Origin of the sequence: Paenarthrobacter sp. TA1.8, assembly GCF_048595705.1 — a bacterium.
Taxonomy (GTDB): Bacteria; Actinomycetota; Actinomycetes; order Actinomycetales; family Micrococcaceae; genus Arthrobacter; species Arthrobacter nitroguajacolicus.
Genome location: NZ_CP184287.1, coordinates 2,599,926 through 2,613,576 on the forward strand (window position 1 = coordinate 2,599,926; position 13,651 = coordinate 2,613,576).

10 protein-coding genes are annotated in these 13,651 nt (G+C 61.7%); 5 read left to right on the forward strand and 5 right to left on the reverse strand.

Annotated features, from left to right (window positions below; translation table 11 throughout):
- Window positions 1–32 precede the first annotated feature (32 nt).
- Window positions 33–1,382: a ComEC/Rec2 family competence protein gene (locus tag ACNAOT_RS12000; protein ID WP_420178183.1), complete on the forward strand. Its 1,350-nt coding sequence runs from the start codon at window positions 33–35 to the stop codon at window positions 1,380–1,382.
- A 30-nt stretch (window positions 1,383–1,412) separates the two neighbouring features.
- Here the strand turns inward: ACNAOT_RS12000 and ACNAOT_RS12005 are convergent, their stop codons facing one another.
- The 5 genes from ACNAOT_RS12005 to ACNAOT_RS12025 form a co-directional block, all read right to left on the reverse strand.
- Window positions 1,413–2,396: a DegV family protein gene (locus tag ACNAOT_RS12005; protein WP_420178184.1), complete on the reverse strand. Its 984-nt coding sequence runs from the start codon at window positions 2,394–2,396 to the stop codon at window positions 1,413–1,415.
- A gap of 59 nt (window positions 2,397–2,455) precedes the next feature.
- Complete coding sequence (leuS, locus tag ACNAOT_RS12010) at window positions 2,456–4,984, reverse strand: leucine--tRNA ligase (RefSeq protein ID WP_091469541.1); 2,529 nt, start codon at window positions 4,982–4,984, stop codon at window positions 2,456–2,458.
- Window positions 4,985–5,276: 292 nt separating this feature from the next.
- Window positions 5,277–6,791, reverse strand: a complete 1,515-nt coding sequence (glpK, locus tag ACNAOT_RS12015; protein ID WP_178992644.1) for a glycerol kinase GlpK — start codon at window positions 6,789–6,791, stop codon at window positions 5,277–5,279.
- Between the two features lie 82 nt (window positions 6,792–6,873).
- Entirely contained in the window at window positions 6,874–7,626 is a 753-nt protein-coding gene (locus ACNAOT_RS12020) for an MIP/aquaporin family protein (protein WP_420178185.1), read from the reverse strand.
- Window positions 7,627–7,796: 170 nt separating this feature from the next.
- On the reverse strand, window positions 7,797–9,578 hold the full coding sequence (locus tag ACNAOT_RS12025) for a glycerol-3-phosphate dehydrogenase/oxidase (RefSeq protein WP_420178186.1): 1,782 nt from the start codon (window positions 9,576–9,578) through the stop codon (window positions 7,797–7,799).
- A 122-nt stretch (window positions 9,579–9,700) separates the two neighbouring features.
- Here ACNAOT_RS12025 and ACNAOT_RS12030 point away from each other — a divergent pair, with 122 nt between their 5' ends.
- The 4 genes from ACNAOT_RS12030 to ACNAOT_RS12045 are packed head-to-tail and all read left to right on the forward strand — an operon-like array spanning window position 9,701 to window position 13,640.
- Window positions 9,701–10,663, forward strand: coding sequence for a sugar-binding transcriptional regulator (locus ACNAOT_RS12030; RefSeq protein WP_178992641.1), 963 nt, complete (start codon window positions 9,701–9,703; stop codon window positions 10,661–10,663).
- A gap of 34 nt (window positions 10,664–10,697) precedes the next feature.
- Window positions 10,698–11,594, forward strand: coding sequence for an aldo/keto reductase (locus tag ACNAOT_RS12035; protein WP_179016537.1), 897 nt, complete (start codon window positions 10,698–10,700; stop codon window positions 11,592–11,594).
- Window positions 11,595–11,604: 10 nt separating this feature from the next.
- Complete coding sequence (locus tag ACNAOT_RS12040; protein ID WP_420178187.1) at window positions 11,605–12,549, forward strand: alpha/beta fold hydrolase; 945 nt, start codon at window positions 11,605–11,607, stop codon at window positions 12,547–12,549.
- On the forward strand, window positions 12,546–13,640 hold the full coding sequence (locus ACNAOT_RS12045) for a glycosyltransferase family 4 protein (protein ID WP_420178188.1): 1,095 nt from the start codon (window positions 12,546–12,548) through the stop codon (window positions 13,638–13,640). Before ACNAOT_RS12040 ends, ACNAOT_RS12045 begins: the two co-directional genes overlap by 4 nt.
- The last annotated feature ends 11 nt before the right edge of the window (window positions 13,641–13,651 follow it).

Below are 13,651 nucleotides of genomic sequence, written 5' to 3' on the forward strand. Positions count from 1 at the left end.
TTGGGGCTGCAGTAGCCGTTCATTGTGCTGTCATGGCCAACACCCGAGAAGAGGGGCCTCTGGCTGAGGCAGTGGCTGAGGGTGGCGGTGTGCTTATCCAAGTGCTCATCACAGGATCTCCAACTGAGGTCCGCGCACCGGGCCAGTCAAGTGGAAACAGGTGGTCGGTAGCTGCAACCTTGGTTGAGGTCACCTCCAACGGTTCCGTCATTCGAGGTTCCGCAGACTTGATGGTTATGGGTGGCAACGGCTGGCAAGGCGTGCGGCCCGGGCAGCGTGTCAGAACTTCGGGAACGCTGAAGGGTGTGCGGGAGGGACAAACGCAGGCAGCTCTGTTGTCGGCGTCCTCCGCGCCCGTTCACGTCGCGTCGACTCTTGATCTACGACAATCCTCCGCCGACGTAAGGAGGCACTTCATCGCAGCTTCGAATTGGTTGCCGCCCGACCCGGCCGGCCTGATGCCGGGCATGGTCACAGGAGACACCAGCGCGCTTCCGGAAAGTCTGGAGGCGGATATGAAGACAACCGGAATGACACACCTGACCGCGGTCAGCGGTGCCAATTGCAGCTTGGTACTGGGAGGCTTCATTCTGTTAGCGCGATGCCTGAGGTTGACACGCCCCGCAGCCGGGGTTCTTGCTGCATGCGGTCTGGTGGCTTTTGTTGTGATGGTGGGTCCGGATCCGAGCGTGCTCCGAGCTGCTGTGATGGGGACTGTGGGGCTGGCGGCCTTGATCGGGGGCCTGCGGGGTCGATCCTTGACGTTCCTCAGCCTGGCCACCGTTGTTCTCTTGCTTCTTGATCCGAGTATGGCGACGAACGTCGGGTTCCTGCTGTCGGTGCTGGCGACGTTGGGTATTGTCCTGCTGGCCACTCGCGTGGCGTCATGGATCCCTGTATGGGTGCCACGGTGGTTGGCCGCGGGTGTTGCCGTTCCGTTGTCTGCGCAGCTGTTGTGCGGTCCGGTGATAGTGGCTCTTCAACCGCAGTTCACTCCTTATGCGCTCATCGCTAACGTGGTGGCCGGCACCTTGGTGGCACCCGTGACGATTTTCGGGACTCTCGCCGTTCCCCTATCAGTGGGCTTGCCATGGTTGGCAGCAGTTCCCATAGCCCTCGCCGGAGCATGCGCGGGAGTGGTGGCTGGCGTGGCAAGGTTCTTCGCGCATTTGCCCGGGGCCGCCCTGCCATGGGCCGAAGGACCGGTCGGGATTGTGTCCATGGCGGCCTTCTCGATGATGACCTTATTAGTTGTCTGGGTAGCGCTTCACCCTATGCAAGCTATGGCAGGCGTCGTTGGGCTGCACGATGCCGTGGTGGTGCTCCTCGATCGCTGGCTGTGGAAACGCGCGGGCGGGCGCGGACCATCCGAGGAAACATAGCTTTGCGCCATGTGCCACGGCGGTCAAGGATCAATCCGTTGGCGTACTGCTCTCCCCCACGATGACCGCAAGAACGCCCAATCCTGCATGTGCTGCCAACACAGCCGGAAGCGCACTGATTTGGGGTGCCGGGCAGTCAGGGCATTTTTCGTTCAGGCGGGCTGCCAAGGCTTCGGCCTCCAACTGATTGCCAAAATGGTGAACTGCCAAACGTTGCTGGCCGGCCGGGCGGGAGGCGACGTCAGCGGCAACGATCTCCTCCAAGCGGGCCACGGCTCGCACAGCGGAACGGACCTTTTCCAGCGGCACGATCCTGCCGCCGTCGACCGCCAGGATGGGTTTAATAGCCAAGACGGTACCGAACAGCGACGCTGCCGCCCCGATGCGCCCACCCCGTCTCAATTGTTCGAGGCTGGGCACGTAGAAGTAGACCTTGGTTCGCCGCATGCGCTTCTCGGCAAATTCGCGGACTTCTGCCGCTCCTTGGCCATCGGCTGCTGCCACCACTGCACTCTGGACACCCATGCCTTGAGCCATCCCCACAGTGCGCGAGTCCACTACTTCAACCGGGATGCGGACGCGTGCGGCAGCCAACCTTGCGGCATCAGCGGTTCCTGAGAGCTCGGACGAAATGTGGATGGACACTACAGCCTCGAAACCGCGGCGCTCCGCAGCGAGGTACGCCTGTTCGAACTGTCCAGGCGACGGTCGTGAAGTTTTCACCGAGGCGCCGGAGGCAAGAGCCAAGGATAGGGTTTGTGTGATGTCGTCTTCGCCCTCGCCGTAGATTTCGCTTCCCACCATGACTGGCATGGGAACAACCGCGAGGCGGCCGTCTGAGGTAAAGGCAGATACCCAGTCCGGCGGCAGGGCAGCGGCCGAATCGGTGACAACCGCGGTTTTGACGACGGCGGCCAGCGGCACGTCAGCGACAGGAACCGGTGCCGTGGGCTGCCGGAGGCGCGCCACTCTTTCCTTGAGCCATATCCATGCGGGTGGTTCTCGCTCAGGCACGCAACCTCCAAAGATGATGGCTGGCCGCCGGCAGAACGCCGGCGGCCGCACTATCCCTGCTAGGCAGGAACGATGTTCACCAGTTTAGGTGCACGCACGATGACGGTGCGGATGCCACGGCCGTCCAAGGCACGCTGGACGTTTTCCGAGGCCAAGGCGAGCTCACGCAGCGCGTCCTCGGTGATGTCCGGCGACACTTCAAGACGGTCGCGAACCTTGCCCTGCACCTGGACAACGGCGGTGACGGTGTCCTGCACCAGCAGTGCATCGTCGTGCTTCGGCCAGCCTGCATTCGCAACGGAAGCCGGGTGACCGAGAGTGTTCCAAAGGTCCTCGGCCGTGTAGGGCGCAAAGAGGCTCAGGATTACGGCTACGGCTTCCACCGCTTCACGAACAGCTGGATCTGCGGCACCTGCACCGGAATCGATGGTCTTGCGCGTGGCGTTGACCAACTCCATGAGGCGGGCAACCACGACGTTGAACTTGTTGTTGTCCAGCAGTTCAGCGGCATCTGCGATGGTCTTGTGCGTCACAGTGCGCAACGCACGGTCACCAGTCGCCGGATCAACGCCCGGTTCACTGCTGACGTCCTGGCCAAGGCGCCACGCACGGGCCAGGAACTTGGCCGAACCTGACGGGGAAACGTCCGCCCAGTCGACGTCGTCCTCAGGTGGGGAGGCGAAGACCATGGTGAGGCGAACGGCGTCGACACCGAACTTGTCCAACTGCTCGCCCAAATCCACGCCGTTGCCGAGGGACTTGCTCATGGCCTTTCCGCCGTTGAGTACTTGGCCCTGGTTGAGCAGCGCAGAGAACGGTTCGTTGGCTTCGATCAGGCCGATGTCCTTGATGACCTTGGTGAAGAAACGTGCGTACAGCAGGTGCAGGATGGCGTGTTCCACGCCGCCCACGTACTGCCCGACCGGCATCCAGTTGTTGATCTTTTCGGGATCGAACGGGCCTTCGGTGTAATCCGGCGATACGAATCGCAGGAAGTACCAGGACGAGTCCACGAACGTATCCATGGTGTCAGTATCACGCTGCGCTGCACGGCCACAGTTGGGGCACTCAACGTTGACCCACTCGACGGCGGCGGCCAGCGGGGAGGTCCCCTTCGGCGACAACGCCTCACCGCGCAGGTTGTCGGGCAACCTGACGGGGAGCTGGTCATCTGGAACGGGCACTTCGCCACATTCACCACAGTGGATGATGGGGATCGGAGTACCCCAGAAGCGCTGGCGGCTCAGCAGCCAGTCACGCAAACGGAAGTTGACGAACTTTTCGCCGGTTCCGAGCTTCTCGAGAATCTCGATCGCCGCGGGAATGCCGTCGGACTTGGAAAGGCCGTCCAACTCACCGGAGTTCTTGAGCGTGCCTTCACCTGCAGTGGCGACGCCGGTCTCTGCGGGATCTTCGTCACCGGTATCCAGTACCGCACGGACGGGCAGCCCGAAAGTCTTGGCGAAGTCGAGGTCGCGCTGGTCGTGTGCCGGGACCGCCATGATGGCGCCCGTGCCGTAGTCGGCCAGGACATAGTCAGCGGCCCACACCGGGAGCTTTTCTCCGTTGAGCGGGTTGACGGCGTAGCGGCCGGTGAAGACACCGGTCTTCTCGCGTTCGGTGGACTGGCGCTCGATTTCCGAGAGTGCCTTGACCTTTTCGCGGTAGGCCATAAGTTCATCGTGCTGTTCAGGCGTCACCAAATCCAGCGCCAGGTGAGCATCCGCTGCAACGACGAAGAACGTTGCACCGTAGAGGGTGTCCGGCCGGGTGGTGAACACGGTGACTTCGCGCTCGGCACGGTCATCCGTGGCTTCAATGACAAAACGCACGTGGGCGCCTTCGGAGCGGCCAATCCAGTTGCGTTGCATGGCCAGAACGCGCTCGGGCCAGTGACCCTGCAGCTGGTCCATGTCCTCAAGAAGACGATCGGCGTAGTCCGTGATCTTGAAGTACCACTGGTTCAGGGACTTCTTGGTGACAGGCGTGCCGCAACGCTCACAAGCGCCGTTGACGACCTGCTCGTTGGCGAGCACAGTCAGGTCCTTGGGGCACCAGTTGACGGGCGAGTCCTTGCGGTAGGCCAGGCCACGCTCGTAGAAGCGCTTGAACAGCCACTGAGTCCACCGGTAGTACTCGGGGTCGGAGGTGTGGAGGCGGCGGGACCAGTCGGCGGAGATTGCGTAGCGCTTGAAGGACGCCGCCTGGGTGTCGATGTTGGCGTAGGTCCACTCACTGGGGTGTGCGTTGCGCTTGATTGCAGCGTTCTCAGCGGGCAGGCCGAAGGAGTCCCAGCCGATGGGGTGCAGGACATCGAAGCCCTTCTGGCGCAGGTAACGCGCCACGACGTCACCCATGGCGAAGGCTTCGGCGTGGCCCATGTGGAGGTCGCCGGAGGGGTACGGGAACATGTCCAGCACGTAGCGGCGTTCCCGCGAACCATCGTCGGCAGGCGTGAAGACTTTGAGGTCCTCCCAGACCTGCGGCCACTTGGCTTCCATCGCAGCGAAGCTGTAGACGCCTTCTTCGGGCGCTTCGGCTGCGGCTGTTTGTGCTGTTCCGGTCTCTGTCTCCGGCTGAACGCTCACTGCTGCCCTCTTCTGTTCTTCGATGGCGGTTTTGACTCCTGCTATGGCACCGGAAAGTCCCGGACACACAAAAGCCCCTCAACAATGGAGGGGCGGCCGCACGGCTATTGAAAGCCGAGCGGCTAGCTAAGCAGAAGGATCGCACGCATACAAACACCTTACCGCACCAAACCCATGGACTGGGCGCAAGACGTCCGTATGCCGAAAGAGGTTCCGGGGACTCCCCGCCATGGTGTGGTGGGCACCGCGAAGCGGGCGGGCGGGAGTCCCCGGAACCTCTGTCGAGAGATGCTTACTTAACGTCTTCGTCGACCCAATCCATGGATTTGGTCACGGCCTTCTTCCAGAGCCGCAGTTGACGCTCCTGCTCCTCCGCCGGAAGCTGTGGCTCCCAGCGCTTGTCTTCGTTCCAGTTTGCGCTGAGCTCGCCGAGGTCTTTCCAGAAGCCGACGGCGAGGCCGGCCGCGTAGGCAGCACCGAGGGCCGTGGTTTCCACGACCTTCGGGCGGACGACGGGCACGCCCAGGATGTCGGCCTGGAACTGCATGAGTGCCTCGTTGGCGACCATGCCGCCGTCGACCTTCAACTCGGTGAGCGGAACGCCCGAGTCGGCGTTGACGGCGTCGAGTACTTCACGCGTCTGGAATGCAGTTGCTTCGAGTGCGGCCCGGGCGATGTGGCCCTTGTTGGCGAAGCGCGTGAGTCCGACGATCGCGCCGCGTGCGTCTGCACGCCAATACGGTGCGAACAAACCGGAGAAGGCCGGCACGATGTAGACGCCACCATTGTCCTCGACGGCGGCAGCCAGGTCCTCAACCTCAGGTGCGGAGCTGATCATGCCGAGGTTGTCGCGGAGCCACTGGATCAGGGACCCGGTGACGGCGATGGAGCCTTCAAGGGCATAGTGCGGCTTGGCGTCGCCCAGTTTGTATCCGAGGGTGGTGAGCAGGCCGTTCTTTGAGTGAACGATCTCTTCGCCCGTGTTGAAGATCAGGAAGCAGCCGGTGCCGTAGGTGTTTTTGGCTTCGCCGGGCTGGAATGCAGCCTGCCCGAAGGTTGCCGCCTGCTGGTCTCCGAGGATGCCGGCGACCGGCGTTTCGCGAAGCAACTGCGAGGTGTGGACGTGCCCATATACCTCGGAGGAGGACTTGATGGCAGGCATCATGGAGGCCGGGACGCCGAAGACGTCCAGGATCTCCTGGTCCCACTGCAGCGTTTCGAGGTCCATGAACAGGGTTCGGGAAGCGTTGGTGACGTCGGTGACGTGCACGCCGCCGTCAACACCGCCGGTCAGGTTCCAGAGAACCCAGGCATCGGTGTTGCCGAACAGGAGGTCGCCGGCTTCGGCACGTTCGCGGGCGCCATCCACGTTGTCCAGAATCCATTTGATCTTGGTTCCCGAGAAGTACGTGGCCAAAGGCAGGCCGACCTTCTGTTTGAAGCGCTCCACTCCCCCGTCCTGGGCCAGTTCATCCACGATGGGCTGGGTTCGGGTGTCCTGCCAGACGATGGCGTTGTAGACGGCCTCGCCGGTGTTCTTGTCCCAAACGACAGCGGTTTCGCGCTGGTTGGTAATGCCGACGGCGGCGATGTCGTGCCGTGTCAGGTTCGCCTTGGACAGGGCGGAGGCGATGACTTCGCGGGTGTTGTTCCAGATTTCGGCGGGGTTGTGCTCAACCCAGCCGGCCTGCGGGAAGATCTGCTCATGCTCCATCTGGCCGGTGGACACAATGTTGCCCGTGTGGTCAAAAACGATGGCGCGGGAGCTGGTTGTGCCCTGATCGATGGCGATGACGTATTGATTCATGGTGACGTCCTTGTCTTTGTTTGTTAGCTTCTCAAGTGTTTTATCTACAACGTGCGGTGAAGCGAAGTGCGTACGTGCGGAACTAGCCTGCGATTGCAGGCATGATGTCCGGTACCCAGAGGGCAACGACGCCTGCAAGGGCGCCGCCAACCAGCGGTCCGACGACGGGAATCCAGGAGTAGGCCCAGTCGCTGGTGCCCTTGCCCTTGATGGGAAGGATGGCGTGGGCGATGCGGGGACCGAGGTCACGTGCAGGGTTGATGGCGTAACCGGTGGGACCACCGAGGGAAACACCGATGCCAACAACGAGCAGTGCAACAGCCAGCGGGCCGAGGCCCGAAGGGGTCCCGCCGAAGGTCAGGATGACGAAGACCAGGACGAACGTGCCGATGATTTCCGTGATGAGGTTCCACGGGGTGGAGCGGATGGCCGGACCGGTGGAGAAGGTGCCCAGCTTGCTCGCTGCGAGGGGCTCTTCATCGAAGTGCTGCTTGTAAGCGAGCCAGCAAACAACTGCACCCAGGAAAGCGCCGAGCAGTTCAGCGCCGAAGTACGTCAGCGTGGACGCGAAATCCACGGGAACACCGGGGGCGTATTCTGCTTTGCCGTTGACCAACAGGCCCAGGGTGACGGCCGGGTTAAGGTGCGCACCGGACTTTGCGGCCACGAAAACGCCCGCGAAGACCGCAATACCCCAGCCCCAGGTCACCATCAAGAATCCACCGTTGTTGCCCTTGGTGCCTTTGAGCGCAACGTTTGCCACAACGCCGCAACCCAGCAGGGTCAGCATCATGGTTCCGAATACTTCGGAAAGGAAAACAATTCCAAGAGACATCTTTGACTCCTCATTTTTCTGTTGTCAGCCCCCTCGCGGGTGAAGAGGCTGTTGGGACGGTTCCGTTGTCTCCGGAACCGTCCCGGTGTGGTGGTCCCCTGGCGGGCCCACCTACCCCATTCCGCCCCTGCCGCACATTGGGACGGTCAAGCTGTTTCCGCTGCTTGGTGTCAGGCTACGAGACTGTGCACGTCAACCTTGTGGAACCGTTGCAGTACTTCCTGGGCGTGGCGGATTTCTGCTTCACGGGCAGCAGCATCCCAACCAAGAGGCTCGGCCAACGCTGCTGCTATTTCATTGAGCAACTCCCCGGTGACAAGCCCACGGAACGCCAGCGACGTCCTGCGGATGAGGACATCCACCAGGTGCCCGATCTGCTCGTGCTCGGCCATGAACGCCAGCTCCCGGACGCTCAGTTCGCGGGTGGAACGCAGCGGAGTGTCGTGTCCGGCATTCAGGTAGTCGATGACGGCATCTGCGCGCGTTCCGTACCGGGTCAACAGGACGGCCACGCGGTCAGCATCCAACCCCGGCCCCATGTGCTTCTTGATCCATTCCTGCTCCCCTTGTTCAGTGGCAGGGAAGCCGGCGCCGCCGCCGATAGCGAGTTTCGCCGTCGAGACCTTGCGCTCCATGCCCAGTTCGCGGAGGACGTCATTGGTCATGTGTTCGGCCAGGGCGCGGAAGGTGGTCCACTTGCCGCCCACCAGGCTGAGCACGACGGCGGCCTTACCGCCTGGCGTAGCGATGGAGCCGCTGCCGGTGCGGACGCTGCGTTCGATGCGGTAGTCGCGTGAGACGAATCCCGGCTGGGTTTCGTCGTGGCGCGGCAGGGGCCGGACACCGGCGAAGCTGTAGACGATCTGGTCGCGCTCCACCTTGATGGTGGGAAACACGTGGCCGACGAGGTCGAAGAAGTAGTCGATTTCTTCTTCAGTGCACACGGCGTCCTGGGACATATCAGCGTCCACATCCGTGGTGCCTACCAGCACGCGGTCCCCCATGGGGTAGATCAGGACGATACGGCCATCGGTGTGCTCGAAGAAGATTTCGCGGCCGTTGCACGCTGCCAGCAGTTCCGGGTGGTCCAGGACGATGTGCGATCCCTTGGTGCCGCCCATGAACTTGCTGACTGCGCCCATGGCCTGGTTGGTGAGGTCAACCCAGGCCCCCGTGGTGTTGACGATGACGTCCGCCTGGAAGTCGAATTCCTTGCCCGTCAGTTCATCACGGAGCCGGACTCCGTCCGAGCCCATGGACACGAGAGAAACGTAGTTGCTGGCGCGGGCGCTTCCTCCTGGGAGTCCTCCGCCACGGCCTGCTTTCTCCCCGTCCTGCAGGACGTCAAGGGTCAGACGCTCCGGGTTATGAACCGAAGCATCAAAGTAGGTAGCGGCGTACTTGATGCCGGAATGAAGTTTGGGAAGTTCAGCCAAGGCCTTGGTCCGCCCACGGAACTGGTGGCGCGGTACGCTGCCGCCGTCGCGGGAGAAGAAGTCATACATGCTCAGGCCAACCTTGATCAGGAAAGCGCCGCGTTCCTTGGGCTTGCCTTGCTTGTGGGTGAGGAAGCGCATGGGTGCAGACAGGATGCCGGAGAACGTGCTGAAGATCGGGATGGTGGTCTGCAGCGGCTTCACGTAGTGGGGCGCGATCCGCAGGAGCCTGTTGCGCTCGACCACGGACTCCTGGACCAAGCGGAACTCGCCGTTTTCCAGGTACCGGATGCCGCCGTGGATCATGTGGGAGGAGGCACCGCTGGCACCTTGGCAGTAGTCACCACGTTCAACAAGCGCGACGTCGACACCCTGGAGGGCGAGATCGCGGAACGTTCCGACACCATTGATGCCACCGCCGATGATGAGTACCTTGGCCGAGGGCCGCTCCTGCAGTGCAACGACGGAGTCGCGCTGTGTGTGCTGTGAGGTACCGGAAATCCTGTTGTGTCCCAAAACTGCTCCCTTGGGCTTGGTTCGTGCGCCGCGCCACTCGCTGCTGCACCGTTCACCACTAATCTGGCGAAGGTGGAAAATGGAGTCAAGCTATTTGCACAAACGTGCAGTAAGGAAATGAGATGGGACGATCACGTCACTCGGATGCACTCCGGGCTGCACAGATGTACTACCTGCAGGACCTCACCATGGATGCGATCGCCCGGGAGCTGAGGACATCCAGGTCCACGGTGTCCAGGCTGTTGTCTTCGGCGAGGGAAACGGGCCTCGTGCAGGTCCAGATTCGAAGCCCTTTCGATACCGGACCTGAGCTGGAAAGCCAGATCCGGAACCAATACGGCGTGGATGTCCACGTGGTTCCGGTACTGGACACGCTCAACGAAGCAGAGACCCTGGACCGCGTAGCCATGCAGGCTGCACGGACAATCGGACCTTTGGTGGACTCGAATGCCATCATCGGAGTGGCCTGGGGTGCGACGCTCAGCGCGGTCAGCAGGCACCTCACGCGCAAGGTGACCCACGACAGCATCGTGGTCCAGCTCAATGGCGCCGGCAACATGCAAACCACCGGCATTACGTATGCCAGTGACATCATGCGCCGCTTCGGCAGTGCGTACGGCGCCCGCGTGGAACAGTTCCCTGTTCCGGCTTTTTTTGATCATGCCTCCACCAAGACCGCCATGTGGAATGAGCGCAGCGTTCAACGCATCCTGGACCTGCAGGCCCGGATGAGCATCGCTATCTTCGGCGTCGGATCTGTGGACTCGGACTACCCGAGCCATGTCTATGCCGGCGGATACCTCGATGAACACGACCTCACCATGCTGGCCGCAGACGATGTTGTGGGCGATGTAGCGACGGTCTTCTTCCGGAGTGATGGTTCCTCTGACGGCATCACCTTGAATGAGAGGTCAACCGGTCCCAGCCATGAACAATTGCGGCAAGTCAGGCGACGGATCTGCGTGGTCTCCGGGGCATCCAAGATCAATGGCCTCCAAGGAGCCCTGGCTGCGGGACTCGCGACGGACCTCATTCTGGACGAAGCCTCAGCCCGACGCCTGGTGAGTTTCAATGGCCATTCCTGAAGCAATCGTGCAAGGAATGGGTAGAGTCGTTGCTATGAGATCCCCATCCAAGCTGACATCGAACAGGCTGGCACTAAACAACGGCGTTCAGATGGATCGCATGGGATACGGGCTCTATAAAGTTCCCGCCAAAGACGCAGAGGCCTTGGTTGCCACGGCTTTGGGTGAGGGCTACCGCCGGTTTGATACTGCCGCGATGTACGGCAACGAAGTCGGGGTGGGCCGCGCTCTCGGCGGTGCGATCGGTGACGCCGCGGAAGCCAACAGAGGTACCGGTGGCTCCGGCGAGTCGGTACACGCGCTGGCACGCGAAGACCTCTTCGTTACCACCAAGGTCTGGAACGATGACCAGGGCTACGACGCGACACTACGGGCGTTCGACACGTCCATGGCGAACCTTGGACTTGATTACGTGGACCTCTACCTCATCCACTGGCCGTGCGCCGGCCGGGGGTTGTTCGTGGAAAGCTACAAAGCCATGGAAACCCTTTACAGGGAAGGCAAAATCCGGGCCATAGGTGTTTCCAATTTCCAGCCCGGACACCTGGATGAGCTCATGCAAAAGGCAGAGGTTGTTCCCGCAGTTAACCAGATAGAACTGCACCCCTGGTTGCAGCAGACCAGATTGCGGACGTTGCACGAGCAACTCGGAATCCGTACCGAGGCGTGGAGTCCCCTTGGTCGCGGGCAAGTCCTGGCTGACCCCGCTATTGTCTCGCTATCAGAAAAGTACGGCCGGACTCCGGCCCAGGTCATTCTGCGGTGGCATCTTCAGCTGGGGAACCTGGTCATTCCCAAGGCAAGCTCGGCCGGACGGATCAAGGAAAACATCGCCGTCTTCGATTTTGAATTGGACGCCGGGGATATGGACGGCATAGCCGCATTGGAACGCCACCATCGGACCGGGTCCCACCCGGACAACGTGAACTAGGAATAGACAAATGGACAACGTGGACACCGCGCACTCCCCACAGGGTGCGCAGGCCCCCAGCGAATTCTTCAGCGAATCCTTGCCGGGGCGGACGCATGCCTCGGAGGTTGAGGTGGATGGCAGCAAGGTAGCTTACTGGACCTACGAGCCGGTCACCGTCACTCCCCTGACGCGCACCATCCTGGTGATCCACGGTTTCCGGGGTGACCACCACGGATTGCTGCGCGTAGCCGACCAACTTCCCGGGATGCGGATCATCATGCCGGACTTGCCGGCCTTCGGAAGCTCGGAGCCTTTCGTCCACGATGAACACTGCGTTGAGCGCTATGGAAAGTTCATCTCCGGTTTCATGGCCGCGCTCGATTTGAATGACGAGACTGTCCTGCTGGGCCACTCCTTCGGCTCCATCGTGGCCAGCCACTTCGTCGCCGCGAATCCCGGAACCGTCTATCCGCTGATCCTGATCAACCCCATTGCCGCACCCGCGTTGGAGGGTCCCAAGGGCATCATGACCAAACTAGCGGTGCTGTACTACCAGGCGTCCGCCAAGCTTCCCCGCCAGCTCGGACTAGCGGTCCTTCGGAATCGGGTGATCGTTCGCATCATGAGCATCACCATGGCCAAAACCAAGGACAGAGCCCTTCGTCGTTTCATCCACGGCCAGCACGACGCATATTTCAGTGCCTTCGCAGACAGGAAGAGCCTGCTCGAATCGTTCAAGGCCTCCGTCTCGGGCAACGTGGCCGAGGTCGCCGGGAAACTAACACTTCCCGTACTGTTGATCGCCGGCGAAAAAGATGAGATCGCCACTCTTCCCAACCAGCACAAACTCATGAAGCGACTACCTGACGCAAAGCTGGAAGTGATTCCCGACGTCGGGCATCTTATCCACTATGAGACGCCGGTTCCGGCCGCTGAAGCAATCCGTACCTTCCTGGAGGAACATCCCGCGTGAAAATTGTCATCGACGCCCGCTTTACCCGAACGGACCATCACGATGGCATCAGCCGCTACGGTTCCAGCCTCATAGCCGCAACGTCCAAAATCGCCGATGTCACCATGCTCATCAGCGACAAGCGCCAACTGGCACTTCTGCCCGACGTCCCGTACGTGATGCTCAACAGCCCCCTGTCACCTATGGAATTGTTCGTCGCCCGCAAGGTCAACCCCCTTGGTGCTGACGTGGTGGTGTGTCCTATGCAGACCATGGGCACCGTGGGCCGCCGTTATGGACTGGTGCTTACCCTTCATGACCTCATTTACTATGAGCACCCGACTCCCCCGGGCTTCCTGCCAGCCCCCGTTCGCCTTCTCTGGAGGCTCTACCACAAGGCGTTCTGGCCGCAGAGGCTCCTGCTCGACCGCGCGGACATCGTGGCCACCATCAGCCGCACCACTGAAGCCCTCATGGCCAAGTACAAACTGACCAAGCGTCCCGTGCGCATCGTGGGCAACGCACCCCAACCCGGTCAAACACCCCGCGACCCTGAAGGAGGCGCAGATAAATCCCTCCTCTACATGGGTTCGTTCATGCCTTACAAGAACGTGGAAACCATGATCCGGGGCATGTCCGGACTGCACGATTACACGTTGCATTTGCTCAGCCGGATCACCCCCGAGCGCAAAGCCGAGTTGGAGGCGTTGATCCCCGATGGAGCAAAGGTGCTGTTCCATAACGGTGTCACTGACGCCGAGTACGACGAACTCCTGCTGCGGGCCACCGCGTTGATCAGCCTGTCACGGGCCGAAGGGTACGGTTTGCCGCTGGTGGAGGCAATGGCCTTGGGCACCCCCGTTATCGCAAGCGATATTCCGATTTTCCGTGAAGTGGGTGGTGACGCCGTCAGCTACGTCCACCCCGAATCGCCGACGGAATTCGCGGCCGCTGTGACGGCCCTTGCCGACGACGCACTTTGGCAGCAACGCTCCCGCAAGTCAGTGCAACGCGCTGCAGAATTCAACTGGGACGAGTCTGCACGGCAGCTCGTGGCTGCGGCGGAAGAAGTTGTGGCCCGGCGCGCACGCAAGACCCGGGAACGCGCTTAGCGCACTCCCAG

Excerpts from the sequence above, each read along its gene's own strand:
- ACNAOT_RS12040 (WP_420178187.1), top strand. The coding sequence starts at position 11,605 with ATGGACAACGTGGACACCGCGCACTCCCCACAGGGTGCGCAGGCCCCC.
- ACNAOT_RS12030 (WP_178992641.1), top strand. The coding sequence starts at position 9,701 with ATGGGACGATCACGTCACTCGGATGCACTCCGGGCTGCACAGATGTAC.
- ACNAOT_RS12000 (WP_420178183.1), top strand. The coding sequence starts at position 33 with ATGGCCAACACCCGAGAAGAGGGGCCTCTGGCTGAGGCAGTGGCTGAG.
- ACNAOT_RS12020 (WP_420178185.1), bottom strand. The coding sequence starts at position 7,626 with ATGTCTCTTGGAATTGTTTTCCTTTCCGAAGTATTCGGAACCATGATG.
- glpK (WP_178992644.1), bottom strand. The coding sequence starts at position 6,791 with ATGAATCAATACGTCATCGCCATCGATCAGGGCACAACCAGCTCCCGC.
- ACNAOT_RS12035 (WP_179016537.1), top strand. The coding sequence starts at position 10,698 with ATGAGATCCCCATCCAAGCTGACATCGAACAGGCTGGCACTAAACAAC.